Source organism: Actinokineospora bangkokensis, assembly GCF_001940455.1.
Lineage (GTDB): Bacteria > Actinomycetota > Actinomycetes > Mycobacteriales > Pseudonocardiaceae > Actinokineospora > Actinokineospora bangkokensis.
Window position 1 is genome coordinate 335286 of the sequence record NZ_MKQR01000009.1, and the last position, 16854, is coordinate 352139.

17 protein-coding genes are annotated in these 16854 nt (G+C 75.0%); 9 read left to right on the forward strand and 8 right to left on the reverse strand.

Going from position 1 to position 16854, the window contains the following annotated elements; all coding sequences use genetic code 11:
* Nucleotides 1-36 precede the first annotated feature (36 nt).
* On the forward strand, nucleotides 37-1494 hold the full coding sequence (locus tag BJP25_RS09780; RefSeq protein ID WP_075974508.1) for an aminotransferase class I/II-fold pyridoxal phosphate-dependent enzyme: 1458 nt from the start codon (nucleotides 37-39) through the stop codon (nucleotides 1492-1494).
* 30 nt (nucleotides 1495-1524) lie between these two features.
* Here BJP25_RS09780 and BJP25_RS09785 read toward each other — a convergent pair whose 3' ends face one another.
* The 5 genes from BJP25_RS09785 to BJP25_RS09805 form a co-directional block, all read right to left on the reverse strand.
* Entirely contained in the window at nucleotides 1525-2019 is a 495-nt protein-coding gene (locus BJP25_RS09785; RefSeq protein WP_075974509.1) for a sigma-70 family RNA polymerase sigma factor, read from the reverse strand.
* Between the two features lie 206 nt (nucleotides 2020-2225).
* Nucleotides 2226-3035, reverse strand: coding sequence for a hypothetical protein (locus tag BJP25_RS09790; RefSeq protein WP_143218969.1), 810 nt, complete (start codon nucleotides 3033-3035; stop codon nucleotides 2226-2228).
* A gap of 87 nt (nucleotides 3036-3122) precedes the next feature.
* Nucleotides 3123-4343: a PP2C family protein-serine/threonine phosphatase gene (locus BJP25_RS09795; protein ID WP_075974511.1), complete on the reverse strand. Its 1221-nt coding sequence runs from the start codon at nucleotides 4341-4343 to the stop codon at nucleotides 3123-3125.
* A 45-nt stretch (nucleotides 4344-4388) separates the two neighbouring features.
* A complete protein-coding gene (locus BJP25_RS09800; RefSeq protein ID WP_332888629.1) occupies nucleotides 4389-5459 on the reverse strand; it encodes a type III polyketide synthase in 1071 nt (356 codons plus the stop codon).
* Between the two features lie 61 nt (nucleotides 5460-5520).
* The gene (locus tag BJP25_RS09805; protein WP_075974513.1) at nucleotides 5521-6240 is read right to left on the reverse strand and encodes a methyltransferase domain-containing protein; all 720 of its coding nucleotides are present in this window, start codon (nucleotides 6238-6240) and stop codon (nucleotides 5521-5523) included.
* 85 nt (nucleotides 6241-6325) lie between these two features.
* Between BJP25_RS09805 and BJP25_RS09810 the strand changes: the two genes are divergently transcribed.
* From BJP25_RS09810 to BJP25_RS09830, 5 genes are all read left to right on the forward strand, one after another.
* A complete protein-coding gene (locus BJP25_RS09810) occupies nucleotides 6326-7141 on the forward strand; it encodes a UbiA family prenyltransferase (protein ID WP_075974514.1) in 816 nt (271 codons plus the stop codon).
* Between the two features lie 23 nt (nucleotides 7142-7164).
* A complete protein-coding gene (locus BJP25_RS09815) occupies nucleotides 7165-7719 on the forward strand; it encodes a DinB family protein (RefSeq protein ID WP_075974515.1) in 555 nt (184 codons plus the stop codon).
* Nucleotides 7720-7987: 268 nt separating this feature from the next.
* Nucleotides 7988-8293: an STAS domain-containing protein gene (locus BJP25_RS09820; protein ID WP_158075623.1), complete on the forward strand. Its 306-nt coding sequence runs from the start codon at nucleotides 7988-7990 to the stop codon at nucleotides 8291-8293.
* 125 nt (nucleotides 8294-8418) lie between these two features.
* Entirely contained in the window at nucleotides 8419-9390 is a 972-nt protein-coding gene (locus BJP25_RS09825; RefSeq protein WP_075974517.1) for a YihY/virulence factor BrkB family protein, read from the forward strand.
* A gap of 61 nt (nucleotides 9391-9451) precedes the next feature.
* On the forward strand, nucleotides 9452-10078 hold the full coding sequence (locus BJP25_RS09830) for an iron transporter (RefSeq protein WP_075974518.1): 627 nt from the start codon (nucleotides 9452-9454) through the stop codon (nucleotides 10076-10078).
* Between the two features lie 17 nt (nucleotides 10079-10095).
* Here the strand turns inward: BJP25_RS09830 and BJP25_RS09835 are convergent, their stop codons facing one another.
* Nucleotides 10096-11856: a GMC family oxidoreductase N-terminal domain-containing protein gene (locus BJP25_RS09835; RefSeq protein ID WP_075974519.1), complete on the reverse strand. Its 1761-nt coding sequence runs from the start codon at nucleotides 11854-11856 to the stop codon at nucleotides 10096-10098.
* 10 nt (nucleotides 11857-11866) lie between these two features.
* Nucleotides 11867-12520 carry a hypothetical protein gene (locus BJP25_RS09840; protein ID WP_075974520.1) on the reverse strand — a complete coding sequence of 218 codons (654 nt, stop codon included), beginning with the start codon at nucleotides 12518-12520 and terminating at the stop codon, nucleotides 11867-11869.
* Between the two features lie 260 nt (nucleotides 12521-12780).
* Here BJP25_RS09840 and BJP25_RS09845 point away from each other — a divergent pair, with 260 nt between their 5' ends.
* The 3 genes from BJP25_RS09845 to BJP25_RS09855 all read left to right on the forward strand — a co-directional run bounded on the left by BJP25_RS09845 (nucleotide 12781) and on the right by BJP25_RS09855 (nucleotide 15169).
* Nucleotides 12781-13464 (forward strand): hypothetical protein, encoded by a 684-nt coding sequence (locus BJP25_RS09845; RefSeq protein WP_075974521.1) that lies wholly within the window; start codon nucleotides 12781-12783, stop codon nucleotides 13462-13464.
* A 218-nt stretch (nucleotides 13465-13682) separates the two neighbouring features.
* A complete protein-coding gene (locus BJP25_RS09850) occupies nucleotides 13683-14234 on the forward strand; it encodes a hypothetical protein (protein WP_084793833.1) in 552 nt (183 codons plus the stop codon).
* Between the two features lie 233 nt (nucleotides 14235-14467).
* Nucleotides 14468-15169, forward strand: a complete 702-nt coding sequence (locus BJP25_RS09855; protein WP_075974522.1) for a TetR/AcrR family transcriptional regulator — start codon at nucleotides 14468-14470, stop codon at nucleotides 15167-15169.
* Here the strand turns inward: BJP25_RS09855 and BJP25_RS09860 are convergent.
* Nucleotides 15153-16748, reverse strand: coding sequence for a helix-turn-helix domain-containing protein (locus BJP25_RS09860; RefSeq protein ID WP_084793835.1), 1596 nt, complete (start codon nucleotides 16746-16748; stop codon nucleotides 15153-15155). The genes BJP25_RS09855 and BJP25_RS09860 overlap by 17 nt on opposite strands.
* Between the last annotated feature and the right edge of the window lie 106 nt (nucleotides 16749-16854).

A 16854-nucleotide genomic window follows, 5' to 3' on the forward strand; every position in this document is an offset into this window, starting at 1 on the left:
GTGTTTCACTTTCGCGCGACCGGCTACACGGGGAACATGGACCACTCACGCGCACCGGTTCTGCAGGCCCTCGCCGACTTCAAGGAGGAGGGGCACCTGCCGTTCATCCCGCCCGGGCACAAGCAGGGTCGCGGGGTCGACCCCCGCGTGCTCCAGGTGCTCGGCGGCGACGTGTTCCGCTCCGACGTCATCATGATGAACGGCCTGGACGACCGCGCCATGGGCAAGGGCGTGCTGTCCGAGGCCATGGCCCTGATGGCCGACGCGGTCGACGCCGACCACGCGTTCTTCTCCACCTGCGGCAGCTCGCTGTCGGTCAAGACGTGCCTGATCACCGTCGCGCGGCCCGGGGACAAGGTGCTGGTCTCGCGCAACGCGCACAAGTCGGTGATCGCCGGGCTGATCATCAGCGGTGTCGAGCCGGTGTGGGTGCACCCCCGGTGGGACGCGCGCTGGCAGTGGGCCTACCCGCCCGGGGCCGAGGAGGTCGCCGCGGCCTTCGACCGCGCGCCCGAGGCCAAGGGCATGCTGCTCATCACCCCTACCGACTACGGCACTTGCGCGGCGATCCGCGAGGTGGCCGAGGTGTGCCACGAGCGCGACCGACCGCTCATCGTCGACGAGGCGTGGGGCGCGCACCTGCCGTTCCACCCGGAGCTGCCGTCGTGGGCGATGGACGCGGGCGCCGACCTGTGCGTCACCAGCGTGCACAAGATGGGCGCGGGCCTGGAGCAGGGCTCGGTCTACCACCTGCAGGGCGACCGGGTGGACCCGGCCGTGCTGAGCATGCGCGCCGACCTGCTGGACACCACCAGCCCCTCGTCGCTGGTCTACGCGGGCCTCGACGGCTGGCGCAGGCAGATGGTCGAGCACGGCCACGAGCTGCTGGACAGGGCCATCGCGCTCGACGCCGACGCCCGCAAGCGGCTGGGCGAGGTCGTCACGGTGGTCAGCCGGGAGGACGTGGTGGGGCCGGGCAAGGCCGACGACCACGACCCGCTCAAGATCGTCATGGACCTGTCCGAGCTGGGCATCTCCGGCTACGACGCCGCCGACTGGCTGCGCGAGCACCACCGGGTCGACGTCGGCCTGTCCGACCACCGCCGGATGGCCGCGCAGATCACCGTCGCCGACGACGACGGCACCGTCTCCCGCCTGGTCGACGCCGTGGTCGACCTCGCGGAGCACGCGCGGGAGCTGCCCAGGGCCGAGCGGGTGGACGTCCCCGAGCCGGGGGAGTTGGAACTGGAGCAGGCGATGCTGCCGCGCGAGGCGTTCTACTCCGACGCCGAGCACGTGCCCGCCCAGGAGGCGGTGGGGCGCGTCTGCGCGGAGACGATCAGCCCGTACCCGCCGGGCGTGCCCGCCGCGCTGCCGGGCGAGGTCATCACCCAGCCGGTCGTCGACTACGTGGTCAGCGGCCGCCGCGCCGGGATGTACCTGCCGGACCCGACCGACTCGGAGCTGAAGACCATCCGCGTCGTCAGCCGGTGATCGCCGCTCACGGCCGCCTGACCGGCCCGGTCAGGCGGCGGTGAGGGCGGGTGCGGTGTCGCGGAGGGTGCGCAGGGCGTTGTGGACGCGGCTTTTGACGGTGCCGACGGGGATCTGCAGGACGGTGGCGGTGGCGGTGGTGGTGCGGTCGGCCCAGTAGATCTCGATGAGGGTTTGGCGGTGGGTGTGGGGGAGGGTGTCGAGGGCGGTTTCGACGACCATGCGGTCGAGGATGTCGTCGGTGTGGGCGGGGGTGCTGGTGGGGTCGTTGTCGGGCATGGTGACCTCGGTGGGGCGGGCGGTGCGGGCGCGGTGGTGGTCGATGGCGATGTTGTGGGCGACGCGCATGAGCCAGCCGCGGACGGAGCCGCGGGTGTCGGTGAGCTTGTCGAGGTTGCGCCAGGCGCGGAGCCAGGTTTCCTGGAGGACGTCTTCTGCGTGGTGGGTGTCGCCGTTGAGCAGGCGGGTGGTGTAGGCGAGCAGGGCGGGGCGGTGGGTGGTGATGATGGTGTCGAGGGTGTTCATGGTGTTCTCCCCTGCTGGTGCCCGTTGCTGACAGGGAGAACTCTGGTCGAATCGCGCCCGCTTATCGGTGGGCTGAGCCCTCCCGCCCGAGGGGAGCGCCCGATAGTTGAATGCGGGAATACCCGGGGTGCCCCGGTAGGGGAAACCCCACCGGGCCCCGGTCGGACCACCACCGCGGCACTGGGGAACCAGGACCGCGCTGCGGGTCAGGCGGTGCGGACGCGGAAGATCGCCACGCGGGCGTCGTGGCCGTCGACATCCATCGCCACGGACTTGGTGTTGAGCAGTTCCACCTGCACGCTGCCGTTGCCCGGGGGCAGCCAGTCGATGCGGTCGATGCCCGAGCCGAACGCCTTGCGCTCGGCGTCCTGGCCGGTCGCCTTGTCGTAGCCGGGGTTGTTGGTGTCGGCGGTCCAGAACACGAGCCTGCCCTGCTGGTGCTGGGCGATCACGCGGTCCCGGTGGGTCTGCTTGTGCAGGTTCCACTCGTCGCGCAGGTCCGGGTTCTGGGCGCCGTTGTACGCCCCGGCGATGTAGTGGGTGTTGATGACGGCGAACTGGAGCCCCGGGATGGTCTCGTGGCGCACCACCACCTCGGTGATCCACCGCGGCGGGCTGACGCCCGCGATGCCGCCGTGGACGAAGGTGGGCTTGGTGTCGACCACGACCCACGGCGCGGGCACCGAGATGGGCACGCGGAAGGCGGTGTCGTGGCGCAGGAAGGTGTTGCGGTAGGCGCTGCCGAAGTGCTGCTCGATCAGCGCGGGCTCACCGCTGTCGCCCTCGCTGATCTCCTGCCAGCCCACCAGCGGGCGGGTGTCGTCGGCGGCGCGCACGTCGCGGATCGCGGGCCCGCGGGCGGCCAGGTTCTTGCGGCCGATGTTGGCCGTGACCAGCGGCAGGCGCACCCACGCGCTCGCCGCCGAGGCCGGGGTGGCCGCGCCGACACCCGCCGCGGCCCCGAGCAGCGCCGCACCCCCGAGGGTGAGCGCCGCACGCCTGTTGATCTTCCCCACCACTGCTGATCCCCTCTCCGACGATGAGACGGACGTGGTGGGATTGTCACATCTCGCGGCGGTGCCCGGTGGGGGGTCCACCGCGGATCAGGGGGTGGCAGGGGTCCGGTCGTGCCCGACGACCAGCAGCGCCACGTCGTCGCCGTGCGGCTGGGCACCGATGAGGGTGTCCATGACGTTCGCGCACACCGCCGCGGGTGGGCCGTGCTCGACCGCGCCGGTCAGCGCCGCCAGGCCGAGGTCCAGCGGCTCGGTGCGGCGCTCGACGAGCCCGTCGGTGCAGAAAGCGAGCACCGCTTGGTCAGGCAGGTCGACCACCAGGGCGCGGCGGCGGCGGTCGGCCTGCAGGCCCAGCCCGATCGGCAGGTCGGTGGGCACCGGCAGCAGGGTGGCCGGTTCGCCGGGCACCGCCAGCACCGGCGGCAGGTGGCCCGCGCAGGACAGCGCCAACCGGGCCGTGCCGATGTCGACCACGCCGTAGATCACCGTGGCCATGGCGTTCGGCTCGAAGTGCGAGGACTTGCGCGCCAGCCGGGTCAGCACCTCGGCCGGGTCGTCGTGCTCCAGCGCGTAGGCCCGCAGCGCGCTGCGCAACCGCCCCATGACCACCGCGGACGGCAGCCCGTGGCCCGCCACGTCCCCGATCGCCAGGCCCAGCCTGCCGCCGGGCAGGGTGAACACGTCGTACCAGTCGCCGCCGACCGCGCTGCCGGTGCCGGGCACGTACCGGGCGTCGAAGGTGAACCCGGCCACCGGCGGGAAGCTCGACGGCAGCAGGCTCTGCTGGAGCAGCGTGGCCGCGGCCAGCTGCGCCTGCGACACCTCGGCCTGCACCACCAGGGCCATCCGGTCGGCCACCGAGGCGAGCAGGTCGACCTCGGCGCCGCTGAACTCCCGGGGCGTGCGGGCGCCCACGTGCAGCACCCCGACCAGCTCGTCGCGGGCCACCAGCGGCACCCCGGCCAGCACGCGCAGCCCGGAGCGCCACAGCAGCGGGTTCACCACCGTGGTCTGGTCCACCTGGTGCAGCACCACCGGGCTGCGGCGCTCGGCCACCCGGCCCGCGAACCCCGCGCCGATCGGCACCGTGACGCCCTGGCTGACCTCCTGCTCGATGCCCACCGCCGCGCGCACCCGCAGCGCCTGGTGCCCGGGGTCGCGCAGCAGCACGCTCGCGGTGTCCACGCCCAGCCCACCCGCGACCTCGGTGAGCACCGCCCGCAGGTAGTCCTCCAGGTCGGCGTGGTCGATCGCGAGCTCGATGACCGCGTCGAGCACGTCGCCCCGCGGGCCGGTGGTCTCTGGCACCTCAGAACCGTACCGAAGGGGCGGGCGGGTGCGGCCGACCGCCGCTCACGCGTCGAGCAGCCCGGCGTAGAGGGTCAGCCCGGGTCCGAAGGCCATCGCGACCACCGGCGCACCCGCGGGCAGGCCGCGGCGGCGCAGCTCGTCGAGGATGAGCAGCACGGTGGCCGACGAGCAGTTCCCGCGCTCGCGCAGCACCGCCCGCGACGCCGCCAGCGCGTCCCGGGGCAGCCCCAGCACGTCCGCGACGGTGTCGAGGATGCGCGGGCCGCCCGGGTGCACGGCCCAGGCGCCGACGTCGGCGCGGGTGAGGCCGTTGCGGGCGAGCAGGTCGTCCACGGCGGGGCCGACGTGGCGGCCCAGCACGTCGGGCACGCGCGGCGACAGCTCCATCCGGAAGCCGCGGTCGGTGATGTCCCAGCGCATGTGGTCGGCCGTGGCGGGCGCGGTGCGGGCCACCAGGTCGCGCACCCCGATCCCCGGTCCCGCCGCGCCACCGGGGTCGTCCGGCCCCGCGCCGTCCGGGCCGGGGCGCAGCACGACGGCGGCGGCCGCGTCCGCGAACAGGGCGTGCGTGATCACCTGGGCCAGGTCGTCGGTGGTCGGCTGGGCGTGCAGCGAGGTCAGCTCCAGGCACAGCAGCACCGCGGGCCTGCCGCGGGCGACCACGTGGTCGGCGACCGCGCCGAGGCCCGGCAGCGCCGCGTAGCAGCCCATGTGCCCGATCACCAGCCGCTGCACGTCGGCGGGCATGCCCAGGTCGGCGGCCAGGTGGATGTCCAGGCCCGGGGTGGCGTAGCCGGTGCAGGACACCACCGCCAGCAAGCCCACCTCCTCGGCGGCCAGCCCCGCGTCGGCCAGCGCGGCCGACACCGCCTCCTTGCCCAGCGCGGGCGCCTCGGCGGCGTAGCGCAGCATCCGGCGCTCGGTCGACCAGTCCGACACGTCGTCGACCAGCGGGTCGGCCACCGCGTGCCGGTGCTCGACGCCCGCGGCCCGGAACAGCCGCTCGGCCACCCGGGAGTGGCCCAGCCGAGGCGCGAAGTAGCCCGCCCACACCTCGTCCTGGTCGATCCGCCGCGGGAAGGCCGTGCCGAACCCGCTGATCCGGGCGCTCACCACGCGCGGGCCGGGGTCGGCTCGGCCGCCGGTGCCTGCACCGGGTCGATCAGCACGCCTGTCATGCACTCCTCTTCCTGCCTGCGGCCTGGAACAGCACGGCGGTGGTGGGCGCGGGCACCATCCGGACGTCGTCGCACCGCCCGGCGAGCCACCGCGCGAGGTCCACCGCCGAGGGCCGGATTCCCCGCAGCGCGAGTTCCACACCGCCGCGGGCGCAGGAGCGCACCAACCGGGCGCGGTCGACGAACAGGGCCGGGTCGTGCAGGCCGCGCGGCGGGCCGCCGGGCAGCCGCTCGGCCAGGGTGATCGAGACGAACCGCGACAGCGCCGTGGCGGCCAGCGTGTCGAGCACCAGCAGCCCACCGGGGCGCAGCACCCGGCACGCCTCGGCGACCGCGGCGTCGTGGTCGGCGACGTGCTCCAGGATCTCCCCGGCGCACACCACGTCGGCCACCCCGTCGGCCAGCGGCACCCGGGTGACGTCGCCGCGCACGGCCTCGACGCCGTGCGCGGCGGCCAAGGCCAGGGCGCTGCGCGTCAGGTCGACCCCGACGTGCCGGTACCCCTTGCCCGCCAGGTGCGGCGCCAGCAGGCCCGCGCCGCAGCCCAGGTCGACCAGCACCGCGCCGGGCCGGGTGGCGGGCGGCACCAGCGCCGCCCGCGCGGCGGCCAGCCAGTGCAGCATCGCGAAGTCCCCGCGCGGCAGCCACCACTGCCCGGACAGCTCGTCGTACTGGGCCGGGTCGTTGCGGACCCGGGTACCTCCGGCGACTCCCACCCGCCCACGCTCGCACACCCGGCGCCCGCCCGCTCGGGCCCGCCGCGCCCAGCGGCCGCCGCCCGACCCGTGCCAGGCTGGTCCGGTGCCCACCGCCGCCGCCCTCGTGCGGGCCTGCCACCCCGAACCCACCGCCGCGGTGACCCTGGTCGCGGCGGGTGTCGCGCTGAGCGCCGGGGCGCCGTGGCGGGTGGTGCTGCTGGTCGCGGCCGCGGTGCTGGCCGGTCAGCTGTCCGTGGGGTGGTTGAACGACTTCCTCGACGCCGAGCGCGACCGCGCGGTGTCCCGCTCGGACAAGCCGATCGCGAGCGGGCGCGTGTCCCGGCGGGCTGTCGGGCGCGCTGCCCTGGTGGCGGCGCTGCTGTGCGTCCCGCTGTCCCTGGCGACGGGGTGGGTCCCGGGCGGTGTGCACCTCGCGGCGGTCGTGTCCGCGTGGGCCTACGACGCGAAGCTGAAGGCGACCGCGCTGTCGGTGCTGCCGTACGCGGTGTCGTTCGGCTTGCTGCCGCTGTTCATCCTGCTCGCGGCGGACGCGCCTGCGCCGTGGTGGGTGCTGGGGGCGGGCGCGCTGCTGGGCACGGGCGCGCACTTCGCCAACACCCTGCCCGACCTGGCCGACGACGCGGCGACGGGGGTGCGCGGCCTGCCGCACCGGCTCGGCGCCCGGGCTTCGGTGCTGGTGTCCGTGCTGGCGCTGCTGGCCGCGATGGTGTGCCTGCTGCTGGGCCCGCCCGGCGGACCCGGGCCCGTCGCGGTGGTGCTGTTCGTCGTGGCGGTCGCCGCGGTGGTCGCGGCCCTGGTGTGGCCGGGCGCCGATCGCCCGCGCGCGCTGTTCCGGGCGATCATGCTGACGGCGCTGCTGGCGGTGGCCATGCTCCTCACCGCCCCGGTGGGCACCTGACCCGCCCGGGCAGGCAGTCTGCTGTGGTGGATGCGAAAGCCCTCCTGCACGAGCAGTTGCGCGAGCAGCGCGACGCGGTCGTCCGCACGCTCGACGGATTGTCCGAGTACGACACCCGCAGGCCGCTGACCGCCACCGGGACCTCCTTGCTGGGCTTGGTGAAGCACCTGGCCACCTGGGAGGCGCGCTACCTCGGTGAGGTCTTCGACCGGCCCTTCCCCGGCGCGCTCCCGCGCTGGGACGACCCGGCGGCGCGCGGGGCGGACCTGTGGGCCACCGAGGACGAGAGCCGCGCGGACGTGCTGGGCCGCTACCGCGCGGTGTGGGCCCACGGCGACGCCACCGTCGAGGCGCTGCCGCTCGACGCGCCGGGGTTCGTGCCCTGGTGGCCCCGGCCGCACGTGACCCTCGCCGACGTGCTCGCGCACCGGGTGGTGGAGACGAGCAGGCACGCCGGGCACGCCGACATCCTGCGCGAACAGCTCGACGGGACCACCAGTTCGGCCGGGGTGCGGGAGCCCGGCTTCTGGGAGGCGAGGTGGGAGCGCATCGAGCGCGCGGCGGCGCACTTCCGGTGACCCGCGGCCGGCCGCAGTGGACGGCGGCGTCGCCCACCGCGCACACCGGGGCCGTCGGCCAGCGCGGGTGAGCCCACGTGCGTGCGCACACCGCTCCCGGAGCGGTGGCCCCACCCAGCGCATTGTCCAGTCTGGTGCCGTGCACACGGGGTGACCTGGCCCCGCGCGCCCTGTCGGAGTGGTCACGAGGGGCGTACGGTCGGTTCGGGGGTCACCGCAATCCACCGCTGCCACCGGGGTGGGGAAGGGCGAATGCCCGATGCCGCTGATGACGAGTTCGTTCCTGGCCGAAGCGAAGGCGCCGTGCGTGGTCGTGGGCGGCGAAGTCGACGTGAGCAACGCGCAGGAGCTGCGCGAGTCCCTGGAGGCGGCGCTGCGCCGGGTCGACCGGCACGAGTCCCTGGTGGTCGACCTGCTCGGCGTCGACCTGCTGGCCTGCGCGGGCGCCCGCGAGATCCGGCGCTTCTGCGCCCGCTGCCTTGAGGCCGGGGTGGTGATGACCATCCGAGCGCGCGCGGGCGGCACCGTCGCCGAGGTGCTGCGCGTCGCGGGGCTGGCCGACCTGCTCGGCTGAGGCCCGCCAGCGCGGCAGACCGGCGAATTCCCCACCAGGACCGCACCCGTGTCGTGTGGACCCCACCACCGGCCCGTAGGGTCGTCCCGGCCCCACCCGGGGGCGGCGACGGGGAGGTGCGGCCGATGGCGGGGCGCGGCAGGCGGGCGGTGGCCCTGGTCCGGGCACGGGTGTCCGGGTGGCCGTGGGCGCACCGGGTGGGCGCGACGCTGGAGCGCTACCGCGACCGCGACGGCGACCACTACGCCGCCGCCATCACCTTCTTCACCCTGCTGTCGATGGTGCCGCTGCTCATGATCGGCGTCTCGATCGCGGGGTTCGTGCTGGCCAGCGACCAGGAGCTGGTGGCGCGGCTGGGCCAGGCCTCGGCCGGGGTGCTGCCCGCCGCGGTCAACGAGCAGCTCATGGGGATCGTGCGGCTCGTCGTGGACGAGCGCGGCAAGCTGGGCCTCATCGCCCTCGCGGCCTGCCTGTACTCGGGGTGGAGCTGGATCAGCAACCTGCGCGACGCCGTCACCGCCCTGCTGGGGCAACCGCGCGAGCGGGGGCCGCTGGTGCGCACGGTGCTGGCGGACGTGGGCACCCTGTTCGGGGTGGGGGCCGCGCTCGCCGTGTCGTTCGGCCTCGCCGCGCTGACCGGGGCGCTCGGCGCCTGGCTGCTGGCGCTGACCGGGCTCGACGGGCTGCCCGGCGCGCAGCTGGTGCTCGCCACCGGGTCGCTGCTGCTCGCCCTGGTGGCCAACTGGCTGCTCATCGCGTGGTGCCTCGCCCGGCTGCCGCGCACCCGCCTGCCGTTCACCGCCGGGCTGCGCCCCGCCGCGGGCGCCGCCGTCGGCCTCGCCGCGCTCCAGCAGGCGGGTGGGCTCTACCTGGGCCTGCTCGGCCGGTCGCCAGCGGTGACCACCCTGGGCGCGCTCGTGGGCCTGCTGCTGTTCGTGTTCCTGGTCGTGCGCTGGCTGCTGCTGGTCACGGTGTGGACCTCGACGCGCGGCGTCGAGCCCGAGGAGGGCGTGCGCACCGAGGCGGGCCGCGCGGGGGCCACCCTCGCCGTGGGCGCCTCCGCGGGCGTGGCGCTGCGCACGCTCACCGGCCGCTGACGCGCGGTTCACCGCCGCGCCGCCGGGTAGCCGGACCCCACCGGCGACCAGGAGGCAGCGCATGAGCACGACACCGCTCACCACCCCACCGCGGACCCCGCCCATGTCGGCCAGCAACGAGGCCGACCCCGACCAGCTCCAGGTGGCCCGGGAGCAGGGCGAGGCCTACCACCGGGCGCTCAACGCCATGCTGGAGGAATCCGGCGGGGTCGTCGAGCGGGCGGGGGAGTACACCGTGGTGCTCGTGCAGGAGGGCGCGGAGGGCATGTACGGCCTGCACGACGGCGAACTGGTGTGGCACGAGGCGGCCGAGGGGGCCAACGGGCACCTGGAGGTCGCCGTGGCCGACGCCGCCGACGGCCGGTTCGTCCCCGGGCTGGAGGTCACCGCGACGGTGCTGCGCGGGGACCGGCCGCTGTTCACCGCGCACCTGCCGTTCCTGTGGCACCCCTTCCTACACCACTACGGCGCGAACGTCCGCATCCCCGGGGAGGGCGCCTACACCGTGCAGGTGCGCATCGAACCACCCGCGTTCATGCGCCACGACCCGGTGAACGGCAAGCGCTACGCCGAGCCGGTCGACGTCACCTTCACCGACGTCACCTTCCGGCCCGGGCGCAAGCCGAGCCCGGAGGCGGGCCCCCGCGGGGAGGACGCGTCGTACTACGCGCCCCCCGGCGAGCGCTGACCCCCGGGCCCGCCCGCTCACAGCCCCCGGGCGATCACCGCCGCGGTCACCCGGTCGTCGATCGCGGCGACCGGGGACTCGGTGGCCACCCAGGGCGACCCGCCGAAGTACTTGCTGAAGATGTTCTCCGCCGTGCGCGTGGCGAGCGCCTGGGCGGTCAGGGTGGGGTTGGCCCCGCCCGCGGAGTTGGCCAGCGCGGAGTTGTCCGCGACGAACAGCCCCGGCACCGCGCGGGTCTCGCCCGTGGGCGCGACCACCGAGTCCGCCGGGTCCAGGCCCATCCGCATGCTGGAGTGGATGTGCAGCAGCAGCGGCGGCCAGTTGATCCGGTGCACCCGCCGCGCCCCCGCCGCCCGCACCAGCTCGACGGCCCTGGCGGCCAGGAAGTCGCGGTTGCGCCGGGTGCGCGCCGTGCGGGCCCGGTACTTCATCTCCACCCGCGGCACCGGCCCGTTCTCGTCCGGCGGGATGATCGGCGACAGCGTGACCCGGTTCTCCGGCTGCACGTCGTCGTCGGTGACCACCAGCAGGGTGAGCAGCTTGTCCACGTTGGACATCACGTCCTGCAGCTGCGGACCCACCAACCTGCCCACCGTGTCGGCCCCCTGCGGGCCTACACCGCTGCCGTTGTCGTAGGCACCGGCCACCCCGGAGTCGCTGAAGTTGAGCGCGAACGCCTGCAGGGCGGGTCCGAAGCCGACGTTCTCCACCCCGCCGTAGCCGGGGAAGTCCATCCGCGCCTGGGAGTTCGCGCCCTTGCTGGTGCCCACCTCCTCGTCCATGAGCCCGACGACCCAGTCGAGGTGGTGGTCGGTGACCCCGCGCCCCACCCAGCCGTTGGGGTTGGGCAGGCCGCTGTTGAACCACAGCCGGGGGTTCTCCACCGACCCGCCGGAGAGCACGACCACCTTGGCCTCGACGGTGTGCCGGGCGCCGTCGGGGGTGCGGAACACCACGCCCTTGGCCCGGCCGCCGTCGGTGAGCACCTTGACCACGTAGGCGTCGGTGATCAGCTCGGCGGGCTTGCCGCCCGGCGACCAGGCGTCGGCCGTGAGCATCATCGGCACGTACGACACGTCGGTCGACTGGCGGGCCTTGAGGTTGCGCGGCGCCTTGCGCGGCTCCATGCAGCCCTGAAAGCAGTGGCCGCAGAACGTGCAGCCCCGCGCCTGCGGGTGCAGCAGGTCCTTGGGGTCGCTGCTGCGGCCTGCGGTGCCCTGGGGTTGCAGGATCGCGTTCTCCTGCGGGCGGTAGCAGGGCCCGGTGGGCTCCTTCTTCGTCAGGTGCGGCAGGCCCATCCGCTCGGCACCGCGGTAGAACGCCGCCTCCTTGCGCCCCATCGGCGCCGTCTGCACCTGCACCGTGTGCTCGACCCACCGCAGGTACGGGCGGAACTCCTCGTAGGTGAAGGGGAACAGGTGGGCGGTGTCGTAGTTGCCCTTGTCCGCGCCCTCGTACCCGGCGAACGCCCCGGCGGGCGGGCGCGGGTAGTTGCCGAAGAAGTGCAGCGTCGTGCCGCCCACCCCGGCGATCTGCCAGACGTAGGAGCTCTGCGGGAAGTCCCGGTCCCACGGCGCCTCACCGAGGTCGGAGGGCCCCACCCGGAACTTGCCGGTGATGGGGTTGTTCATGTCGTCCTCGAGGTGGGTCCACTCCTGCTCGGGGCGCAGGTGGCGGGCACCGGCCTCGATGACGAGCACGTCCAGGCCCCGGGCGGCGAGCTCCTTGGCCACCACCGGCCCGCCGCCCCCGGACCCGACGACCACTACATCGCGCATGGTGCTCTCCTCACTCGGGGACGCGGTCGATGCCGCGGTAGAAGCCCTGGAACTCCGCCCAGCCGTCGTTCGGGCCGTCGTAGGCGGACAGGTCCCAGCCCAGCGGTCGCCCGGTCAGCTGCTGGGTCTCCCGGTTGAACACCGGGGCCTCGGAGTAGAGCTGGAAGGCGGCGAGGGTGGGGATGGTGTTGATGACGAAGCGCACCGGGGTGCCGTCGGCCAGCCCCGGTTCCTCCAGCCTGCGCAGCACCTCGGTCTTCTGCGCGTGCTTGAGGTTGGCGAAGGACGAGGCGAACGGGCCGATGAGCGCGCCGGGGTTGACGTTGAGCGCGACGATGTTGAGCAGGGCGGCGACCGCGGCGGCGCCCGGCAGGTTGAGGTTGAACGGCCGACCCACCACGGGGAACGGGATGGCCTGGTCGTAGGTGCGCTCCAGCGGGGCCGCGCCCCCGGTGTCCGCGCCGCCCCGCAGCGGGAGGGTGACCCCCTGGTGCTGGGAGAACTTGTCCGTGCCCGGCACGAGGTAGGCGAGCAGGCCCTGGAAGGTGTCCCGGATCGGCGGCAGCTCGACCGCGCTCGCGGTTGGCGCCACCCCGACCGTGGCGACCAGACCCGCGACCCCCAGCCCGGCGAGCAGCGTGCGACGGGTGATCGGTTCCGACATGCCGATGACGCTAGGGGCGGCCACCGCATTCCGCTGGGCCCCGAGGACAAATCCGCCCGACATGACAAGTACCCGTTTCCGGTCGTGGGCGAAATGATGCCTATTCGATGTTTCCGCTCGGTCCCGGCGGGTACCGCCTGCGGTTTGACGTGCGGATACGCGGTTGTGGCCACTTCTGGGCGAAAGGTTCGGCTGTTCGCTGGTTTGCCGGTTCCGGCGCAGGGAACACCCGGGCGCCGGATCGCGGCCGGAGGAGGAACATGCGCCAGGAACTGACCGGTACCATCGCCGCCCTCTTCCGGGCGCTGGGCCGCGCGCGGTCCGCGCCCGCGTTCCACCCCACCGGCCGAGTCTTCGAGGGCAAGATCACGGCGACCCCTACATGTCCGTCGTGGCTGCCTCTGTCCAGCGGCGGCGCGCCCGCGCTGGTGCGGCTGTCCAAGGGGGTCGGGCTGCCCGGCGGCGCGCCCGACATCCTGGGGCTGGCGGTGCGCACCTGGCCGGGTGGGCGCTCCTGGGACCTGCTGCTGTCCAGCAGCGCCTTCGGCGTGCTGCCTTTCCCGGCCCGCGAGTGGGGCCGGGCGAACTACAGCACCATCGGCGCGCTCGCGGGCACCCACGGCGGCGGGGTGCTGCTGGCCCGACCGCGACGGCTCCCCGCGCACGCCCGCCTCGACGCGCTGAACCCCCTGCTGCCCTTCCACTTCGACCTCCTGCTGCGCGGCACCGGGCTCGTCGGTCGACTGTCGATCACCCGGCAGGTCGACCCGGGCCGCACGGCCTTCGACCCGGTGCGCAACGCGGGCGGGCTGGAGCTGCGCCCGCGGTGGCTGCGCGCGGTCCGCGCGGCGGCGTACGCGGGCAGCCGCGCGGGCCGCGACGCCGAGGCGGCGGTGGAGCGCGGCAGCGCAGCGACGCCCCTCATCGCCACCCCCGATGCTTGACGCCGACGGGGATTGGCGCTCGGAATCTCGATCCGGCTGAGGTCGAGCTGGAGTGCGGCAGCGCGCGTGTGCGCCTTGCCTGCGGGGTTGTCACCCGCGTACGAGAACCCGACCGCCGTCGCTCACCTGGCCGCATCCCTGGTCCCGTTTCCTGGGAATCACCCCCCGGGTGCGCGTGATCGGGCGGAAACCCGCTGGCACGGGCCTACCATGGGGGCGTGGCCCGACCAGTCCCGCTGCCCCGCGCCCTGCGCGTGGTGCGCGGCGGTCTGCTCGCGGCCAGTGCGGCCACCCTCGCCACCGCCGCCCACCTGACGGCGGGTGGCGCCGTTCCGGCCACCGGCGTGGCGCTGCTGCTGACCGCGGTGCTGAGCTGGGCCGGCATCACCGTCGCCGAGCGCAAGCCCGGCGTCCTGGGGACGACCGCGGTGCTCGGCGTGGTGCAACTGGTCTCGCACGGGCTCCTCACCGCCCTCGCGACCGCTGAGGACCACCACCTGCACCACCACCCGCACACCGCGCACCCCGGCCCGGCGGCGATGCTCGGCCTGCACGCCGCGGCCGTGCTGCTCACCGGTGTGCTGCTGGCCAGGGCCGACGCCGCTGTTCTCGCCGCGGCCCGGCTCGTGGCGGCCGTCCTGCCCCGCCCGCCCGCGCCCGCGGCGCCGGTGCGGGTGCCCCAGCCGGTCGTCGCGACCGCGCTGCTCGCCCCGGTCTCGGTGACCTGGGCCAGGCTGCCCGCCCGGCGCGGCCCACCCGCTCGGCGCTGATCGCCCTCTCGGGCCGTTCCCGCGCGGAACGGCCGGTCCTCGTCGCGCACCGCCCGCGGTGCCGCGCACCCGCACCCCGCCGCGCCGTCGCGCGCGCCCGGGGCTCATCGACCTGAGCGAGGCTCCCAGTGCCGCACCCCGCGCTGTCCAACACCGACCCGCCGCAGTTCACCCTGCCCCAGACAGTCCAGCCCCATACCGCCCTACCCCAGACAGCCCTACCCCATACCGCCGTGCCGCAGGACGCCCTGCCCCACGCGGGTCTGCTCCGCGCCACCGACCGGTTCTGGGTGGGGGACCCCAGCGCCGACCTGCTCCCCTCCGGCAGGCACGTGCTCAGCCGGGAGGAAGTGGAGGTCGCCCAGCGCAGGCGGTTGCTGCGCAGCGCCTTGGAGGTCGTCGCCGAGCACGGCTACGCGAAGGCCACGCTGACCGAGTTCGTCGACCAGGCCGCAGTGTCCCGCCGGACTTTCTACGAACAGTTCGAGAACAAGGAGCACTGCTTCGCCACCGCCGTCGCGCTGTACACCACCGCCGCCCACCAGGTGCTGGCAGACCTCGTGCACACGACGCCGGACCCCGACTGGCAGGGGCGCCTGCGCGCGGGTGTGCACGGCTACCTGGACTTCCTCGCCGCGCACCCGGCCTACACGCGCGCCTGCCTGGTCTGCGCCACCGGGGCCGCCCCGTCGGTGGACGCCGTGATCACCGCCGGTCGCGCGCACCTCGGGGACATCCTGTCCCAGCTGCACGAGGAGGCCCAGGCCGCCGGGGCCGCGGTCGAACCCGTCGGCCGCGACCTGATGGACTTCGCCGTGGGCGCGCTCGCCGACGCCGTGCGGGTGGCGGTCCTGCGGTCGGGGGTGCCGTCGCTGCCCGCGGTGGCGCCGACGGTCGTCGAGTTCACGACCAGGATGTTCACCGCCCGCGGCTGAGCCAGGTCCGGTCCCGCAGGGCGAGCTGGAGCTCCAGCAGCAGCCGGTCGGCGGGGTCGGTGAGGTCGACCCCGATGACCTCGGCGGCCCGCCGCACCCGGTACCGCAGGGTGTTCGGGTGCACCGCGAGCGCGGTGGCGGCGGCCCGGACGTCGCCGTGGTGGGCCAGGAACACCGCGGTGCTGCGGGCCAGGTTGGCGCCGTGGTCGCGGTCGTGGGCGGTGAGCGCGTCCACCCTCGGGTCGCGCAGCTCGGGGTGCTCGGCCACCAGGTCCAGCACCTCCCCGAGCAGCACCGCCGTGCGGGACTCGGCCAGGGTGGTCACCCGGTCGGCGGGGAAGGCGGCGCCGTCGAGCACCCGGTCGACCTCGGTGCGCGCGGCGGCCACGGCCCCGAGGTCGGGCACCGGCAGCGCGATGGCCGCCCGCAGCACGCAGGCGCGCCGGGTCTCGAACTCGGCCACCAGCCTGCGCGTCCACGCGGTGACCGCGGCGGCGGAGGTGTAGCCGGGGAGCAGGACGTAGGCGCGCTCACCGAGGGCGGTGACGAGCGCGTCCGGGCGCAGCGCGCTGGCGAGCAGCCGCAGGCTGCTGCCCGGCACCGCGCTCCCCGGCCCGTGCGGGGCCAGCCCGATCACCGCCGCGGCCCCGGTCTGCGGCAGGTGCAGCGCGGCGGCCAGCGACGGCACGTCCACCCCGCCGCCCCCGGCGCCGAACAGCCGCTGCACCTGCGCGGCCTCGGTGGACGGCGCCGCCAGCGAGCGGGCGATGGCGTGCGCGGCGATCGCGGCGGCCCCGCGCAGCACCTCCTCGGCGTCGGGGCTGAACGGCCGGTCGCCCTGCTGCAACCAGATCGAGCCGAGCACCCCCGCCTGCCCCCGGATCCCCACCACGAGCCTGCGCTCGGTGCGCAGCTCCGGGTGGGCGGGCACGTCGATCACCTCGTCGCTGGCCCTGATCCGGTCGAACACCCCCCACTCGCGCAGGGCGCGCAGGTAGTCGCGCGGGCCCTGCCTGCCCAGGATCGACAGCCTGCGCAGCTCGTCGGCGGAGGCGTCGGAGGCCGAGTAGGCCAGCACCCGGGACTGGGCGTCCTCGATCGAGACCATCCCCCCGGCGTCGCGGGCGACGATCCTGGCCAGGTCGAACAGGTCGGTGGCGGCCAGGTCCGGCGCCGCGGCCTGCCTGCGCGAGCCGTCGAGCAGCCGGTGCACCACCGGCAGCACGCTGTCCCACCGGGCCAGCGGGTGCACCGCGACCAGGGCCACCCCGGCCGCGCGCGCGGCGGTCCGCACCCCGGCGCCGACCGACTTCGCCATCACCGCGCGCGGCCGGTCGCGGGGGGCGCGCCGGGCCAGGTCCGCGAACCACCGCTCGGCCTCGGCGGCCCCGACCCCGACGTGCAGGTGCAGGTCGGGCACGGCGGCGGGCCAGTCCCCGTCGGCGGCGAGGTCGGCGCCCTCGACCAGGGCCGCGGTGGCGACCTCGACCAGGTCGCCGTGGGGGGCCTCCAGCAACCCCACCACGGCCGAGTCCAGCGCCGCGACCAGCTCGCGCAGGGTGATCGCCCCGGTGCCCATGCCACCCTCCTCGTCCTTCGTCCGATCGTACAAAACCCGGCGGTCAGGTTTGGCCGACCGGATGAACCGCGCGGGGCCGCGCGCGCGGTTGACTGGCGGCCGAACC

What these genes read in the sequence shown, in the direction of transcription:
- BJP25_RS09780 (WP_075974508.1), top strand. Translation starts at nt 37, where the DNA reads ATGGACCACTCACGCGCACCGGTTCTGCAGGCCCTCGCCGACTTCAAG.
- BJP25_RS09785 (WP_075974509.1), bottom strand. Translation starts at nt 2,019, where the DNA reads ATGAACACCCTCGACACCATCATCACCACCCACCGCCCCGCCCTGCTC.
- BJP25_RS09820 (WP_158075623.1), top strand. Translation starts at nt 7,988, where the DNA reads ATGACGAGTTCGTTCCTGGCCGAAGCGAAGGCGCCGTGCGTGGTCGTG.
- BJP25_RS09825 (WP_075974517.1), top strand. Translation starts at nt 8,419, where the DNA reads ATGGCGGGGCGCGGCAGGCGGGCGGTGGCCCTGGTCCGGGCACGGGTG.
- BJP25_RS09830 (WP_075974518.1), top strand. Translation starts at nt 9,452, where the DNA reads ATGAGCACGACACCGCTCACCACCCCACCGCGGACCCCGCCCATGTCG.
- BJP25_RS09835 (WP_075974519.1), bottom strand. Translation starts at nt 11,856, where the DNA reads ATGCGCGATGTAGTGGTCGTCGGGTCCGGGGGCGGCGGGCCGGTGGTG.
- BJP25_RS09840 (WP_075974520.1), bottom strand. Translation starts at nt 12,520, where the DNA reads ATGTCGGAACCGATCACCCGTCGCACGCTGCTCGCCGGGCTGGGGGTC.
- BJP25_RS09845 (WP_075974521.1), top strand. Translation starts at nt 12,781, where the DNA reads ATGCGCCAGGAACTGACCGGTACCATCGCCGCCCTCTTCCGGGCGCTG.
- BJP25_RS09860 (WP_084793835.1), bottom strand. Translation starts at nt 16,748, where the DNA reads ATGGGCACCGGGGCGATCACCCTGCGCGAGCTGGTCGCGGCGCTGGAC.